Annotated in this window: 11 protein-coding genes; 6 read left to right on the top strand and 5 right to left on the bottom strand. The window is 72.0% G+C overall.

What is annotated here, in order from left to right; translation table 11 throughout:
* Window positions 1-72 precede the first annotated feature (72 nt).
* The 4 genes from LMU33_RS20650 to LMU33_RS20635 all read right to left on the bottom strand — a co-directional run bounded on the left by LMU33_RS20650 (window position 73) and on the right by LMU33_RS20635 (window position 7,572).
* Entirely contained in the window at window positions 73-912 is an 840-nt protein-coding gene (locus tag LMU33_RS20650) for a carbohydrate ABC transporter permease (protein WP_228621966.1), read from the bottom strand.
* Complete coding sequence (locus LMU33_RS20645) at window positions 909-2,189, bottom strand: carbohydrate ABC transporter permease (protein WP_308280796.1); 1,281 nt, start codon at window positions 2,187-2,189, stop codon at window positions 909-911. The genes LMU33_RS20650 and LMU33_RS20645 overlap by 4 nt, the downstream gene beginning before the upstream one ends.
* Before the next feature lie 73 nt (window positions 2,190-2,262).
* On the bottom strand, window positions 2,263-3,648 hold the full coding sequence (locus tag LMU33_RS20640; protein WP_228621964.1) for an ABC transporter substrate-binding protein: 1,386 nt from the start codon (window positions 3,646-3,648) through the stop codon (window positions 2,263-2,265).
* 189 nt (window positions 3,649-3,837) lie between these two features.
* Complete coding sequence (locus tag LMU33_RS20635) at window positions 3,838-7,572, bottom strand: FHA domain-containing protein (RefSeq protein ID WP_228621963.1); 3,735 nt, start codon at window positions 7,570-7,572, stop codon at window positions 3,838-3,840.
* A gap of 358 nt (window positions 7,573-7,930) precedes the next feature.
* On the opposite strand from LMU33_RS20635, the gene LMU33_RS20630 reads away from it, so the two are divergent.
* The 4 genes from LMU33_RS20630 (at window position 7,931) to LMU33_RS20615 (ending at window position 13,432) form a co-directional block, all read left to right on the top strand.
* Window positions 7,931-9,610, top strand: coding sequence for a serine/threonine-protein kinase (locus LMU33_RS20630; RefSeq protein ID WP_228621962.1), 1,680 nt, complete (start codon window positions 7,931-7,933; stop codon window positions 9,608-9,610).
* Window positions 9,611-9,756: 146 nt separating this feature from the next.
* A complete protein-coding gene (locus tag LMU33_RS20625) occupies window positions 9,757-10,983 on the top strand; it encodes a serine/threonine-protein kinase (RefSeq protein WP_228621961.1) in 1,227 nt (408 codons plus the stop codon).
* 102 nt (window positions 10,984-11,085) lie between these two features.
* A complete protein-coding gene (prfB, locus tag LMU33_RS20620) occupies window positions 11,086-12,192 on the top strand; it encodes a peptide chain release factor 2 (RefSeq protein WP_228621960.1) in 1,107 nt (368 codons plus the stop codon).
* Between the two features lie 298 nt (window positions 12,193-12,490).
* Entirely contained in the window at window positions 12,491-13,432 is a 942-nt protein-coding gene (locus tag LMU33_RS20615) for an LPXTG cell wall anchor domain-containing protein (protein WP_228621959.1), read from the top strand.
* Window positions 13,433-13,549: 117 nt separating this feature from the next.
* Here LMU33_RS20615 and LMU33_RS20610 read toward each other — a convergent pair whose 3' ends face one another.
* Complete coding sequence (locus tag LMU33_RS20610; protein WP_023550109.1) at window positions 13,550-13,741, bottom strand: hypothetical protein; 192 nt, start codon at window positions 13,739-13,741, stop codon at window positions 13,550-13,552.
* 249 nt (window positions 13,742-13,990) lie between these two features.
* On the opposite strand from LMU33_RS20610, the gene ftsE reads away from it, so the two are divergent.
* Both ftsE and ftsX read left to right on the top strand, forming a co-directional pair.
* The gene (gene ftsE / locus LMU33_RS20605; RefSeq protein ID WP_031159396.1) at window positions 13,991-14,680 is read left to right on the top strand and encodes a cell division ATP-binding protein FtsE; all 690 of its coding nucleotides are present in this window, start codon (window positions 13,991-13,993) and stop codon (window positions 14,678-14,680) included.
* 33 nt (window positions 14,681-14,713) lie between these two features.
* Window positions 14,714-15,631, top strand: coding sequence for a permease-like cell division protein FtsX (gene ftsX / locus LMU33_RS20600; RefSeq protein ID WP_228621958.1), 918 nt, complete (start codon window positions 14,714-14,716; stop codon window positions 15,629-15,631).
* Window positions 15,632-15,683 lie beyond the last annotated feature (52 nt).

Raw genomic sequence — 15,683 nt, 5'->3', positions numbered from 1 at the left:
TGGGGGACGCCGGGTGAACGGGAGAGGGCGGGCCCCTTGCGACCCGCCCTCCCGAAAGTGACCGTTGTGCGGCTATTTGACCGCGCCCGCCATCACCCCGGACACGAACTGCCGCTGGAACGCGAAGAACACGGCCAGCGGGATCACCATGGAGATGAACGCGCCGGGTGCCAGCACGTCGATGTTGTTGCCGAACTGCCGTACCTGCGTCTGCAGCGCGACCGTGATCGGCTGGGTGCCCGACTTGGTGAACACCAGCGCGACCAGCATGTCGTTCCACACCCACAGGAACTGGAAGATGCCCAGGCTCGCGATCGCCGGCCCGGCGAGCGGCATCACCACCCGTGCGAACAGCCGCAGTTCGCCGGCGCCGTCGAGCCGGGCCGCCTCCAGCAGCTCGCGCGGGATCTCCGCGAAGAAGTTCCGCAGCAGGAACACCGCGAACGGCAGACCGAAGCCGGTGTGGAACAGGATCACACCGAGGATGCTCCCGAACAGGCCGATCCTGCCGAACAGTTCGGCGATCGGGATCAGCGCCACCTGCACCGGCACCACCAGCAGGCTCACCACGCCCAGGAACCACCAGTCCCGGCCCGGGAACTCCATCCACGCGAACGCGTAACCCGCGAGGGAGCCGACCACGACGACCAGGACCGTCGCCGGAACGGTGATCAGTACGGTGTTCCACAGGGAGTGGGTGATGTCGCCGCTCTGCAGCAGCTTCTGGTAGCTGTCGAAGGTGAGTTGGGACGGTTTGGTGAACACCTTCCACCAGCCGCTCGCGCTCATGTCCTCCGGCGAGCGCAGGGAGGAGGCGAGCAGCCCGATCGTCGGCACGAGCCAGAACAGGCCCACGACGATCAGGAACACGCGGACCAGACCACCGTTGATCTTCTCCAGCAGCCAGGTCATCGCCGCACCTCCCGCCTGAGCCGACGGATGTTGAACGCCATCACCGGGATCACCAGCACCAGCAGCAGCACCGCGATCGCGCTCGCGACGCCCGGCTGGTTCTCCGCGAAGCCCTTGCGGTACAGCTCCAGGGCGAGCACGTTGGCGTCGTCCTGGGAGGAGCCCGGCGCGATGATGTAGACGAGGTCGAACACCTTCAGCACGTTGATCATCAGCGTGACGGTCACGACCGCGAGGACCGGCGCGAGCAGCGGCACGGTGACCTTGCGGAAGACCTGCCACTCGTTGGCTCCGTCCACCCGCGCGGCCTCCAGCAGCTCCCGGGGCACGCCCGCGAGCCCGGCGGCGATCAGCACCATCGCGAAACCCGCCCACATCCACACGTACGCCCCGACGATCGCCGGGGTGACCAGCGCGGGGCCGAGCCACTCGACGCCGTTGTACGGCTCCTTGAAGTTGCTCGCCGGCAGCCGCAGCCGGGCCCCGTCGGCGGAGGCGGGCAGCGTGAAGGTGCCGTCACCGGCGGCCTTGGCGGCGGCGACCACCTTGCCGTCCTTGACCGCCTCGATCCGCATCCCGGCGTAGCCGAGCTCGGACGGGTCGGGCGCGCCCAGCCGTCCCACACCCTTGCCGCGCGTGAAGTCCTGCCAGGTCGTGCCGGTGATCCTCCCCGGCTCCGGCCTGGCGGCCACGGCCTTCCTCGCGCTGTCCGGCATCTGGTCCGGGGCGACGCCGACGAGGGGCAGGGTGACCGGCTGCCCGGCACGGACCGGGGCCTTGGTGATGAACCCGCCCCCCTGGGCCACGAGCGGCGACTCGCGCCCCGGGTGGGCCTTCGGGAACGCCGACGCCTGCGCGAAGGTGTCGTGGACACCCACCCACACCGCGTTCGCGACCCCCTTGTGCGGATCCTGGTCGTACACCAGCCGGAAGATGATCCCGGCCGCCAGCATCGAGATCGCCATCGGCATGAAGACGACCAGCTTGAACGCCGTTCCCCAGCGCACCCGTTCGGTCAGCACCGCGAAGACCAGACCGAGCGCCGTGGAGACCGTGGGAGCGAACACCACCCAGATGACGTTGTTCTTCAGGGCGGTGCGGATGCCGTCGTCGGTGAAGAGCGTCCTGTAGTTGTCGGCGCCGGAGAAACCGTCGCCGGAGGCGTTGTAGAAGCTGCGGATGACCGAGTACCCGATCGGGTAGACCACGAGCGCGCCGAGCAGCACCAGGGCGGGCAGCAGGAACAGCACTGCCACCGTCTTCCGGGTGCCGGTCACGCTCCTGCGACCGCGGGGCGCGGCGGGGCCCGGTGGGGCCCCGGCCGCCGTTGCCGCCGACGCCATCGCCGGCTCAGCTCCCGCTTCCGTACGCGGCCGCCGCGTCCTTCTCCAGCTTCGCCTGGGTGCCCGCCACGTCCTTCGGGTTCTTCAGGAAGTCCTGCAGGTCCTTCCACTCACCCTTGCCGGGGGTGCCGCCGAAGGCCTGCGGGGCCTGGTCGGACATGTCGAAGCGGAAGTCGTCGCCGGACGTGATCAGCGCCTTGGCGATCTTCTGCTGCACCGCGTTCGGGTACGCCGGGATCGGCACGTTCTTGTTCGGCGAGAGATATCCGCCGAGCTTCGCCTGGATCGTCGCCGCGTCCGGGGAGGCGAGGAAGGTGACCAGGGCCTGGGCCGCCTTGGAGTCCTTCAGGATCACCGCCGCGTCACCGCCGGAGACCACCGGCGCGGTGGAGCCGGCCGCCGGGAACGGGAACACCTTGGCGTCCGTGCCCACCTTCGCCTTGGTCTCACCGATGTTGACCTGCACGAAGTCGGCCTCGTAGACCATCGCGGACTTCGGCTGGTCGCCGCCGGTGAAGGTCTGGGTGACCGAGGCCGGGAACTCCGTCTGCAGCGCGCCGTCCTGGCCGCCCGCGAGATAGTCCTTCTTGCCCCAGATCTGCGCGAGCGTCGTCAGCGCCTGCTTGACCGAGGGATCCGTCCACTTGATCTTGTGCTGGGCGAGCTCGTCGTACTTCTGCGGGCCCGCCTGGGACAGATAGACGTTCTCGAACCAGTCCGTCAGCGTCCAGCCGTCCGCGCCGGCCACCGAGAACGGCGTGACACCGGAGTCGTACACCGCTCGCGTGGTGGTCAGCAGGTCCTGCCAGGTCTTCGGTTCCTTCGCGCCCGCGTTCGCGAAGACCTTGGCGTTGTACCAGATCAGCGACTTGTTGGCGGCCTTGTAGTAGACGCCGTACTGCTTGCCGCCCACCTTGCCGATGTCCTGCCAGCCCTGCGAGTAGTTCTTCTGCAGCTCCTTCAGGGCCTCCGGCCCGAGCGGCTTGGCCCAGCCCCGCTGCACGGCCTGCTTGATGGCGCCGGGCTGTGGCAGCATCGCCACGTCCGGCGGCTGGCCACCCGCGATCTTCGAACCGACGAAGTTGATGATCGGGTCCTGGGCGGGCACGAACGTGACCTTCGCGCCGGTGCGCTTCTCGAACTCGGCGAGGACCTGCTTGAAGTTCTTCTGCTCCTGGCCGGTCCAGACGGCGGCGATCTCCACGTTCGCGCCGTTCAGCTTCGGCAGGCTGACGGTGGAGCCGCCCGGGGCGGCGCTGCCGCTGTCGCCCCCGTCGCCCTTCTTGTCGTTGTCGCTGCTGGAGCAGGCGCTCAGGGCGAGGGCTCCCGCGAGCAGTGCGGCGAGTGTCGTGACGGTCCTGCGTGTCCGGATGGTGCTGCTCTTGCTGCGCATCACTTCCCCGTTCGTCGTTCTCCGTTGAACGTCAATGAACGTCAAGCGTCAGGAAGACTGTCCCGTGCGGTCCGGTCTACGCCGGGCCGCTCGAGGGCGGCAAGAGCGCCTGCGGTGTCGAGCCGCGCATCGTGACCGGCTCGTGACCGGGGGTGTATGCGTCCTTCTTCGTCACAACAGTTTCTTCGGCTACAGCAGGGACGGCACCTCGGCCGCCGAGACCTCCCGGGCCGCCCGCTCCACCGCGCTCGCCAGCAGGGCCAGGTCGGTGGGGCCGTTGCCCAGCTCCCGCACCGGCCGGCGGGCCGGGGGGTCGCCCATGCGCTGCCAGTCCAGCGGGACCACCGTGGGCCGCTGGGTCGCGGTACGCGGGATACGGCCCGTCACCCGGCCGCCCTGGAAACCGACGACCCGCCCGTCCGCGCAGGCCAGCCGGCCGCGCCCCGGCGCCGGTTCGTCCGGCCCCTGCTGGGGAGCGTCCAGCACGACCCGCAGGGACGCCCGCCGCGCGGGTTCGGTCTCCGCCGTACGCCCGCCGGTCCCGGCCGCCGCCACCAGATGCACCCCGAGCCGCTCGCCCTCCCGGGCCACCGCCTCCAGCGCGCGCATCACCGAACCGGCGGCGGGCCGGCCCGGCGAGCCGAGCGGGGGCGCGACCAGTGCGTCCAGGTCGTCCACGACGACCACGAGCCGTGGCAGCGGCGGCGCGGCCTCGGCCCGTTGCCGCGCGGCCGACCCCGGCCGCAGCCGCAGGGTGGAGCTGGGCGGCGCGTCTATGTCACCGGTGGCGGGGGCCGGCGTGCGCTGGGCGACGATCCGGCCGGACACCTCACGCCCCGTGTGCCACCGCGCGAAGTCCGTCCGGCCCAGCAACTCCGCCCGCCGCTTCAGCTCGGCGGCCAGCGACTGGGCGAACTCCCGCATGCGCACCGGGTCGTTGGCGATCAGATGCGTGGTGACATGCGGTATGTCGGTGCACACCCGCAGGCCCTCGCCGTGCGCCGGGCCGGTCCCGACGCCGTCCCGGCCGTCTATCAGCACCACGCCCAGCCGGTCCGGCCGCTCGGCGGCGGCCAGCGAGGCCACCACGGCCCGCAGCAACTCCGTACGACCGCTGCCGGACGGCCCCTCGATCAGCAGATGCGGTCCGTCGGCCACCAGGTCGGCGGTGAGCGGCCCGCGCGGACCGGCACCGAGCACCGCCCGCGCCCGGCCGCCCAGCGCCTGGGCGTCGTCGGCCGCGTCGGCCCAGCGCGCCATCAGCGACGCCGGGGTTGCCCGGGCCAGCCCCAGTTCGTCGAGCAGCCGCGCCGACTGCGGCAACGGCACCGCCACGCGCGTGTCCCCCTCGCCGGCCGGGCCGTCCGGCCGCAGCGGCGCCAGCGCCCGGGCGAACCGCTCCGCCCAGGCGAGGGACACGGCGTCCACGGCGGCGAGCGTCCCCGTGCCCACGGGTCCGCCCGGCGCCACCCGCAGCAGCCGCAGCGCGGTCGCGACATCCCCGCCGAGCAGCGCCACGGCACCGCAGTGCCGGAACGTCGGCGCCACCGCGCACGCGGCCTCGTACGTCAGCGCCACGGGGGAGGCGGGCGAGGAGGGCTCGGTCTCGGCGAGACAGATCACATGAATCCCGGCCCGCGGCCCGGCCACGGCCAGCCGCGCCACGGCATCCCGCAGGGCGCCGCCACCGGGGTCCCCGTCCACGACGACGACGGTGCAGGGCCCGGCGAAACCACCGACCCCGCCGACCTCGGCGTCTTCCCTGGCCCAGGACGGGCGGCGAACGGGGGTCGAGAGGGCGGCCGACGGGTGGGTGCCGCTCGGGGCGGCAGCGGTGGTGGGGGTGTGCCCGGGCGCGGGGGTGCCGGTTCGGCCGGGGGCGAGGTTGTGGGACGGGGCGCCCGCAGGGCCAGAGGCGCCGGCGGCGTGCGGGATGTCGCCGGCGCCGAAGGCCGGTCCCCGGGTGGATCCGCCGGGAACGGTGGCGCCGTGCCGGCCGGGAGCGAGGCCCTCGACCGGCGCGCCCGGCGCGGCGGGGGTGCCCGGGGCGAGGGGGTTGTCCCAGTCGCCGGTGGCCCGGCCGTGCGCGGGGGCGCCGGAGCCGGGTGCGGGGGCGCCGGGGTGGCCGGAAAGGCCCCCCTGGGCCGGGGTGTCCCACTCGCCGGTGGCCGGGGCATGGGTCCCCGACGTCTCGGCGGGCATGCCCGTGCGGGAGTCCGGCGTGGGTGTGGCCGTCGGCTCGCTGTGCGCCGGGGCGCCCGGCGTGATGCCCGGTGCCGGGACGCGGGTGGGGTGGGCCGCGGCTTTGCCGGTCGTCGCGTGGTCGTCGACCCGGCGCAGGAGTTCCTCCGTGCGGGCCGCCGCCTGCTCGCGGTCGTAGGCCAGCAGCAGCCGGCAGTCCTGGCCGTGGCCCGGCCGGACATGCGGCAGCCAGCCCAGCCAGGACCACTCGGCCGTGCGCTCCTCCACGGGGCGGGAGCGGTCGGCGCTGATCAGCACGATCTCCAGCAGGTCGGGGGAGTGCAGCGCGGCCAGCTGGGCCAGCACCGCGCGCGTCAGCCCGGACAGCCGGGGGCGCGGACCGGCCAGGCCCAGGGCGCCCGCCTCGCGCAGTGCCGCCGTCACGGGCACCGCGGGCACCACGCCGGAGCCGTCCGGCGCGCTCCGGTCCGCCGTGCCGAGCCGCACGGTCAGGTACTCCGGATGACCGGGCCCGCGCTCCCACAGCCGGGGCCCCGGACCGAGTGCCGTCAGCAGCAGAGCGGCGGGATCCGGCCAGGTCTCGGACTGCTGCGGCGCGGTGACCGCCGGAACGGCGCCCACCTGGGTGTCGGGGCCGTCGTACGCCTCGGGGCCGGTGGACTGTTCGCCACGCCCACCGGCCAGCCGGCGCGCCCAGGCGCCGAGGCCGCGCCGCCGGGCACCCTGCGGGGCTTCGATGCCCCGGACCGGCGCGCCCTTGCGGCCATCGCCCGGCGGCTCCTCGCCCGCGCCGCCGACCCCGAGGCGCCCCGCGTGGGTGTCCCCGCCGGCGGCGGCACCGGACGCCGCGGCGTCACCGCCCCGCTGTTCCACCCACGGTGCCCCGGCCTGTTCCGGCACCACGGCCGGGTTCCCCCGCCGGTGCTCCTGCCCCCCACTGCCGGAGGTCCCCCAGCCGGCAGAGCCATAGCCGTGCTGAACCGGTCGCACGGGTTCCCCGGCGCCCGCACCAGGTCCACCCGCATCCGAAGACGACGCCCCCGCACCCGTCACCGCGTCCCGGGCGACCCGAAGGCAGCCCTCGCCGTCGGAGACGGTCCGCGCCCGCGCGGCGAGCCCCCCGGACGGAGCAACCCGCAGCGCCGACTCCCCGATCCGCAGCAAGCCCCCGGCAGGGACCTGCACGGGACGCTCGCCCACCCGCACCCCGTCCAGCGCCGTACCGTTCGTGGAACCGAGGTCGGCGACGGACACGCGCCCGTCCGCCCCGACGGTGACCGCGCAGTGCAGCCGGGACACGTCCGGGTCGTCCAGCGGCACGTCCGCGTCGGCCGAGCGGCCCACGGTGATCCGGCCGCCGTGCAGCAGGTGGACCCCGCCCGCGTCCGGGCCCGCGACGACATGCAGCTGGGTCGGCGCGTCGTCGAGCTCGGGATGCGGCTCGGCGGCCGCCGGGGCGCCCAGGGACAGCACGGCGCCGTCGACCAGCGGAGGCTCGCCGAGGGTGCAGCGGCGCGGATCCAGCCGCTCGGTGCCGGCATAGAGCACGACGGAGGAGTTGGCGGTGTCGCGGCCCTCCCCGGTGACCGCCCCGGCCAGCGCCGACGCGACCGCGGCCAGGTCCGTGCCCGTGGGCGCCGTGACCAGCACGTCGCGGCTCGCGGCGCGGCCCCGTTGCGGGGACGGGCCGAGCGGGTCTACGACGGTCAGCCGGATCTGCATCGGCGTCAGCGGTCCCTTCTGCGCGGGTCTGCGCGGGACGGACTTCCCCCCACCCCACACACGAGCACGTCGGCCAGTACTGGAAGGCATCCTCGCACCTGCCACCGACAACGCGCCCGGGACCCGGTGACAAGTGATCTTGATTGGTCGGCTCTGCCCCCAAAAGTGCCTGACCAGTGCCGTACCCGCGATCACTTGAGATCGGTCACGTCCGCTCCCGGCAACCAGGAGACCGGGACGCGCGTCTTTCCGTCGACACGTGGTGCCCGCAACGGCGGCACTACAGTGGGTCGGACAACCGGAATGACAACCGGAATGCAGGCAAGCAAGCAGCAGCAAGCAGCAGGGAGCGCGTGACGTGCGGCCAGTCGGCAGCAAGTACCTGCTTGAGGAGCCGCTCGGACGCGGCGCCACAGGCACCGTCTGGCGTGCCCGCCAGCGCGAGACCGCGGGCGCCGAGGCGGCCGTGGCCGGTCAGCCCGGCGAGACGGTCGCGATCAAGGTCCTCAAGGAGGAGCTGGCGAGCGACCCGGACATCGTGATGCGCTTCCTGCGCGAGCGGTCCGTGCTGCTCCGCCTGACCCACCCGAACGTCGTCCGGGTCCGCGACCTGGTCGTCGAGGGCGATCTGCTGGCGCTGGTCATGGACCTCGTCGACGGCCCCGACCTGCACCGCCACCTGCGCGAGAACGGCCCCTTCACGCCGGTGGCCGCCGCGCTGATGACCGCGCAGATCGCCGACGCCCTCGCCGCGAGCCACGCCGACGGCGTCGTCCATCGCGACCTGAAGCCCGCCAACGTGCTGCTCCGGCAGCACGACGGCCAGCTGCATCCGATGCTGACCGACTTCGGCATCGCCCGCCTCGCCGACTCCCCGGGCCTGACCCGCACCCACGAGTTCGTCGGCACGCCCGCGTACGTGGCACCGGAGTCCGCCGAGGGCCGCCCGCAGACCTCCGCCGTGGACATCTACGGCGCCGGCATCCTGCTGTACGAGCTGGTCACCGGCCGCCCGCCGTTCTCCGGCAGCACCGCGCTGGAGGTGCTGCACCAGCACCTGAGCGCCGAGCCGCGCCGCCCGTCGACCGTCCCCGACCCGCTGTGGACGGTCATAGAGCGCTGCCTGCGCAAGAACCCCGACGAACGGCCCAGCGCCGAGAACCTCGCGCGCGGCCTGAGGGTCGTCGCCGAGGGCATCGGGGTGCACGCGAACGCCGCGCAGATCGCCGCCGCCGAGGGCGTGGGCGCGCTGCTGGCCCCCGACCCGGCCCCGGCCGCCGTCCCGGGCGCCGCCGACCCCACCCAGGTGCTGCCGAACACCGGCCCCCAGGGCGCGTACGACCCGAACGCCGCGACCAGCGTGCTGCCGCACACCGGCGGCCCCGTCGGCGCCGCCGACCCCACCGCCGTACTGCCGAACACGGGCGCCGCGGACCCGACGGCGGTGCTGCCGAACACCGGCCCGCAGGGCCCGCAGCCCGAGCAGCCGCACCCCTGGCAGACCCAGCTGCGCGCGGCCCGCGACCGCAACGAGCAGACGCAGGTCCAGCAGTTCCTGTCCCCGGAGGACGACCCGCTGCGCCACCGGCCCCAGCGGCAGGTGGCCCGTCCGCAGCAGCAGCGGCAGGCCCCGCAGTCCCGCCCGCAGCAGCCGCAGCCGCGCGGCCGGCAGCAGGGGTACCAGCAGGGGTACGGCTATGCGCCCCAGCAGGCCCAGCAGCCCCAGCAGTACGCCCCGCCGCAGCAGCCGCAGCGGTACGCGCCGCCCGCGCCGGAGCCGCAGCGGCCCGCCCGCGAGCCCCGGGCGCCCCGGCAGCGCAGCGCAAACCCGATGAAGATCCCTGGCCTCGGCTGCCTGAAGGGCTGCCTGTTCACGATCGTCATCCTGGTCGTGGCGAGCTGGCTGATCTACGAGCTGACCCCTCTGCACACCTGGATCGGCCAGGGCCGCAGCTACTGGCACGAGGTCACCCACTGGGTCCACCAGACGAGCAAGTGGATCAAGGATCTGGGCGGTTCCTCGGGCGGCGGCAACTGAGCGGCCGCCGAACGGCGCGTACTCGTGGTAACCGACCGCGAGCTTGCAGATTTGTCGACACCTGGCGGGTGATTTCCGCCTCCGCGGTGAAGGTTGGCTCGCCGGACGCGTAGTTTTAGCGACAACACGCGTCAGTAGGAGCAGTCTTGGCACGGAAGATCGGCAGCCGGTACACCGCGAACCAGATCCTGGGGCGGGGCAGCGCCGGCACGGTGTGGCTGGGCGAGGGGCCGGAGGGTCCCGTCGCCGTCAAGCTGCTGCGCGAGGACCTCGCCTCCGACGAGGAGCTCGTCGGACGCTTCGTCCAGGAGCGCACCGCGCTGCTCGGCCTGGAGCACCCGCACATCGTCACCGTCCGCGACCTGGTCGTCGACGGCAACGACCTGGCCCTGGTCATGGACCTCGTGCGCGGCACCGACCTGCGCACCCGGCTGGAGCGCGAGCGGCGGCTCGCCCCCGAGGCGGCCGTGGCGATCGTCGCCGACGTCGCCGACGCGCTGGCCGCGGCCCATGCGGCCGGGATCGTCCACCGGGACGTCAAGCCCGAGAACGTGCTCCTCGACATGCAGGGTCCGCTGGGACCCGGCGGCGCCCACCCCGCCCTGCTCACCGACTTCGGCGTGGCCAAGCTGATCGACACGCCGAAGCGGACGCGGGCCACGAAGATCATCGGTACGCCGGACTACCTCGCCCCCGAGATCGTCGAGGGCCTGCCGCCGCGCGCGTCCGTGGACATCTACGCCCTGGCGACGGTCCTGTACGAGCTGCTGGCCGGGTTCACGCCGTTCGGCGGGGGACATCCGGGGGCGGTACTGCGCAGGCACGTCACGGAGACGGTCGTACCCCTCCCGGGCATCCCGGAGGAGCTGTGGCAGCTGATCGTGCAGTGCCTGGCCAAGGCGCCCGCGTCCCGGCTGCGCGCCTCCGAGCTGGCGGCGCGGCTGCGGGAGCAGCTGCCGACGCTGGCCGGGATGCCGCCGCTGGACGTGGACGAGCCGGAGCTGTCCGAGGAGGCCGCCGACGAGCCGATGCCGTCGGCTCCGCCGGGGGAGGAGCCGGTACGGCGGCGGGGGGCGGTGCCCCTCGTCCCCGGGGCCAAGCCGGACTCCAACCGGGACACGCACACGTCGATGAGGGTGCCGGGGCCGGACGAGCTTGCGGGCGGCGCGCACGGGACCGCTCGCGTTCCCCGGGCCACCGGTGCGCCCAGGCCGGGGTCGGCCCGGCACAAGGCCGCGGTGCGGCGTCGAAGGGTCACTCTGGGAGTGGCCGGAGTGGTCCTGGCCGCTGTCGTGGGCGTCGGCGCGTGGCTGGCGTCGGCCGACGGGGACTCGGACGCGCCGCAGAACACCCACAGCACGTCCACCCCCTGACCCACCAGGGGCTCCGCCCGCAGACGGCACGGCGGCCCGGGTACCCCGGCAGCTCGTGAGCACCCGGCCCTCGACGCTTCGCGGAGCCGTTACGCTGGATGCGTGGCAGTCGTCGATGTATCCGAAGAGCTGAAGTCCCTCTCCTCGACCATGGAGTCGATCGAGGCCGTCCTGGACCTCGACAGGCTGAGGGCAGACATCGCCGTGCTCGAGGAGCAGGCGGCCGCGCCGTCCCTCTGGGACAACCCGGACGAGGCGCAGAAGATCACCAGCAAGCTCTCCCACCTCCAGGCCGAGGTCAGGAAGGCGGAGACGCTGCGCGGCCGGATCGACGATCTCGCCGTCCTCTTCGAGATGGCCGAGGAGGAGGACGACCCGGACACCCGCGCCGAGGCCGAGTCCGAGCTGACCGCGGTGCGCAAGGCGCTGGACGAGATGGAGGTCCGTACCCTCCTGTCCGGCGAGTACGACGCCCGCGAGGCGCTCGTCAACATCCGCGCCGAGGCCGGTGGCGTCGACGCCGCCGACTTCGCCGAGAAGCTCCAGCGCATGTATCTGCGCTGGGCCGAGCAGCGCGGCTACAAGACCGAGCTGATCGAGACGTCGTACGCCGAAGAGGCCGGCATCAAGTCGACCACCTTCGCCGTCCAGGCGCCGTACGCCTACGGCACCCTCTCCGTCGAGCAGGGCACGCACCGCCTGGTGCGCATCTCGCCCTTCGACAACCAGGGCCGCCGCCAGACCTCCTTCGCGGGTGTGGAAGTGCTGCCCGTCGTCGAGCAGTCCGACCACGTCGAGATCGACGAGTCCGACCTGCGCATCGACGTCTACCGGTCCTCCGGGCCCGGTGGCCAGGGCGTCAACACGACCGACTCCGCGGTTCGCATCACCCACCTCCCCACCGGCATCGTCGTCTCCTGCCAGAACGAGCGGTCGCAGATCCAGAACAAGGCCACCGCCATGAACGTCCTCCAGGCCAAGCTGCTGGAGCGGCGCCGGCAGGAGGAGCAGGCCAAGATGGACGCCCTCAAGGGCGACGGCGGCAACTCCTGGGGCAACCAGATGCGTTCGTACGTGCTGCACCCGTACCAGATGGTCAAGGACCTGCGCACCGAGCACGAGGTCGGCAACCCCGAGGCCGTGTTCAACGGTGAGATCGACGGGTTCCTGGAGGCCGGCATTCGCTGGCGCAAGCAGCAGGAGAAGTAACTTTGTCGACATGACAACTGCCGCCCGAGAGGCGGCAGTTGTCTTTTGTCTGGGTTTTACATCACACTCACAGGCTTCAACTCGCCGTAAAACACCCCCGACAGGACATTGCGCCCGCAACGACCTTGACGTTGCTTTGAAAAATCGGAAGGGTGAAGTGCGGCATGCGTACTTCAGGGGCGCATGTGAACCGGGGGAATGAGTTGACGCACACTTCGTCACCGGCTGCCCTCCGTCGATCACGGCAACGCCCCATGCGCCGCCTCATTGACGAACAGCTACTGGGGGTAGCAACCATATGACGAAGAAGACGCGGATCCGGGTCGCGCGGATAGCCGCCGGCGCCGTGATCGCGGCCGGTGCGTCGCTGACCGCAGCCGGCGCGGCTTCCGCCGCGGGCATCGATGTCCAGGCCGGCCCGATCAGCCTGAGCGCGCACGCGAACGGCGACGACGGCGGCACCGACGGCGGTGACGGCGGCTGCGATCTCGGCATCTGCACCACCACCGGCGGGACCACGACCGGCGGCGACGCCACGACCGGCGGTGACGCCACGACCGGCGGTGACGCCACGACCGGCGGTGACGCCACGACCGGCGGTGACGCCACGACCGGCGGTGACGCCACGACGGGCGGTGACACCACGACCGGTGGCGACACCGGCGGTGACGTCACCATCGGCGGCGTCATCGGCGGCGGAGACACCACGACCGGCGGCGACACCACCACGGGCGGTGACACCACGACCGGCGGTGACAACGGCACCGGTGGCAACACCGGCGGCGGCAACGGCAATGGTGGCAACACCGGCGGCGGCAACGGCAACGGTGGCGACAACGGCACCGGCGGCGGCAACGGCAACGGCGGTGGCAACGGCAACGGTGGCAGCACCACCACCGGCGGCGGCACCACCGGCGGTTCCGGCACCTCGGGCGGCAGCACCACCGGCGGCTCCTCCAGCACGGGTGGCAACACCACCGGTGGCTCCTCCAGCACCGGCGGCAACAACGACACCCCGCAGGGCGGCGGCAACAACAACGCCTCGCAGGACGAGGGCTCCTCGGCCCTCACCGACACCGGCTCCGACACCCAGCCCCAGGGCAGCGGCAAGCAGCTCGCCGAGACCGGTGCCGGCCAGACCGCGTTCCTGCTCATCGGCGCCGCGACGATGATCGCCGGCGGCATCGGCTTCCGCGTTCTGCCGCGTCTGGTCAGCGGCCGCGGTGGCGCTGCCGCCTGAGTGTAACCCCACGGTCACGCGGCGCGATCAGCGCGCACACGGAAGGGCCCGGAGCTGACGCTCCGGGCCCTGACGGGTTTCTGAGGCTTTTCTTACAGGCGACGGTTCTCAGGCGTCTCAGGCGGTCTGGTGCGCCAGCAGCGCCACCGCGGCGATCAGCACTGCAAGCAGCGCGATCAGCGCCATCGGGTTCACCCCGCCGAGGAAACCCTCTTGCTGCAGTCGCTCGCGGTTGGCACGGCACACCGGGCACCGGCCCTCGCTCACGGGCGCCGCGCAGTTCGCGCACACCAACCGGTCGTACGTCATGCGCTCGCCCTCCTCGCACCGGCCATCACTCGTATCAACGCTCACGGAACCGAGAACGTTCCCCCCTCCACTGTGCCAGGTTCCCGCGGAGCTTGCGCGGGGCCTCGGAGAGCCGGGAGGGGACCGGGAGAGAACCGCGGCCGGTACAAAAACGTACAAGCCTTACCCAACCTCGACCTGCGACTGCACTTGCACACCCGGTTCGCGTATGGTCACGCTCATCTACCCCCGGCGACGCGTGGTGCATCCGTGATCCGATTCGACAATGTCTCCAAGGTCTACCCCAAGCAGACCCGCCCCGCACTCAGGGATGTCTCCCTCGAGGTGGAGAAGGGCGAGTTCGTGTTCCTCGTGGGGTCCTCCGGCTCCGGAAAGTCCACCTTCCTGCGGCTGGTCCTCCGCGAGGAGCGGTGCAGCCACGGCCAGGTGCACGTGCTGGGCAAGGACCTCGCGCGCCTCTCCAACTGGAAGGTGCCGCAGATGCGCCGCCAGCTGGGCACGGTGTTCCAGGACTTCCGGCTCCTGCCGAACAAGACCGTCGCGGAGAACGTGGCCTTCGCCCAGGAGGTCATCGGCAAGTCCCGCGGCGAGATCCGCAAGTCCGTGCCACAGGTGCTCGATCTCGTCGGGCTCGGCGGCAAGGAGGACCGGATGCCCGGTGAGCTCTCCGGTGGTGAGCAGCAGCGCGTGGCCATCGCGCGGGCGTTCGTCAACCGGCCCAAGCTGCTGATCGCCGACGAGCCCACCGGCAACCTCGACCCGCAGACCTCCGTCGGCATCATGAAGTTGCTCGACCGCATCAACCGGACGGGCACCACGGTCATCATGGCGACGCACGATCAGAACATCGTGGACCAGATGCGCAAGCGCGTCATCGAGCTGGAGAAGGGCCGCCTCGTCCGCGACCAGGCCCGCGGCGTCTACGGCTACCAGCACTAAGCAAGTTCACGACGAAAGGCTCGACAAGACGCCATGCGCGCCCAGTTCGTCCTGTCGGAGATCGGTGTCGGTCTCCGCCGCAATCTGACGATGACCTTCGCCGTCATCGTCTCCGTCGCCCTGTCCCTGGCGCTCTTCGGCGGCTCCCTGCTGATGAGCGACCAGGTGAGCACCATGAAGGGCTACTGGTACGACAAGGTCAACGTTTCGATCTTCCTGTGCAACAAGCACGACGCCGACTCGGACGTCAACTGCGCCAAGGGCGCGGTGACCGAGGACCAGAAGAAGCAGATCCTCTCGGACCTGCACAAGATGCCGGTCGTCGAGAAGGTGGCGTACGAGTCGCAGGACGAGGCGTACAAGCACTACAAGGAGCAGTTCGGCAACTCACCGCTGGCCAGCTCGCTCACGCCGGACCAGATGCAGGAGTCGTACCGGATCAAGCTCAAGGACCCGCGGAAGTACCAGGTGATCGCCTCGGCGTTCAACGGGCGCGCCGGTGTGCAGTCCGTGCAGGACCAGAAGGGCATCCTGGACAACCTCTTCCAGCTGCTGAACCTGATGAACCGGGGCGCGCTCGGCGTGATGGCGATGATGCTGATCGTCGCGCTGCTGCTGATCGTCAACACGGTCCGCGTGTCGGCGTTCAGCCGCCGGCGGGAGACCGGGATCATGCGTCTGGTCGGTGCCTCGGGCTTCTACATCCAGGCGCCGTTCATCGCCGAGGCCGCGGTCGCCGGACTCATCGGCGGCGGGCTCGCCTGTGTGGCCCTGGTGGTCGGCCGGTACTTCACCATCGACCACGGCATGGACCTCGCCCACAAGCTCACGCTCATCAACTTCGTCGGGTGGGACGCGGTGTTGACCAAGCTGCCGCTGATCCTCGCAACCAGCGTTCTCATGCCGTCACTTGCGGCGTTCTTCGCGCTGCGCAAGTACCTGAAGGTGTGACGCATGCCAAGAGGGCCGTACGGGCATCCGCCCGTACGGCCCTTCGCGTTGT

Origin of the sequence: Streptomyces barringtoniae, from assembly GCF_020819595.1 — a bacterium.
Taxonomy (GTDB): domain Bacteria; phylum Actinomycetota; class Actinomycetes; order Streptomycetales; family Streptomycetaceae; genus Streptomyces; species Streptomyces barringtoniae.
The sequence above is the reverse complement of the archived record's forward strand: the minus strand, read 5'-3'. Positions and strand labels throughout refer to the sequence as shown.

Excerpts from the sequence above, each read along its gene's own strand:
- LMU33_RS20650 (WP_228621966.1), bottom strand. The coding sequence starts at position 912 with ATGACCTGGCTGCTGGAGAAGATCAACGGTGGTCTGGTCCGCGTGTTC.
- LMU33_RS20640 (WP_228621964.1), bottom strand. The coding sequence starts at position 3,648 with ATGCGCAGCAAGAGCAGCACCATCCGGACACGCAGGACCGTCACGACA.
- LMU33_RS20635 (WP_228621963.1), bottom strand. The coding sequence starts at position 7,572 with ATGCAGATCCGGCTGACCGTCGTAGACCCGCTCGGCCCGTCCCCGCAA.
- LMU33_RS20615 (WP_228621959.1), top strand. The coding sequence starts at position 12,491 with ATGACGAAGAAGACGCGGATCCGGGTCGCGCGGATAGCCGCCGGCGCC.
- LMU33_RS20610 (WP_023550109.1), bottom strand. The coding sequence starts at position 13,741 with ATGACGTACGACCGGTTGGTGTGCGCGAACTGCGCGGCGCCCGTGAGC.
- ftsX (WP_228621958.1), top strand. The coding sequence starts at position 14,714 with ATGCGCGCCCAGTTCGTCCTGTCGGAGATCGGTGTCGGTCTCCGCCGC.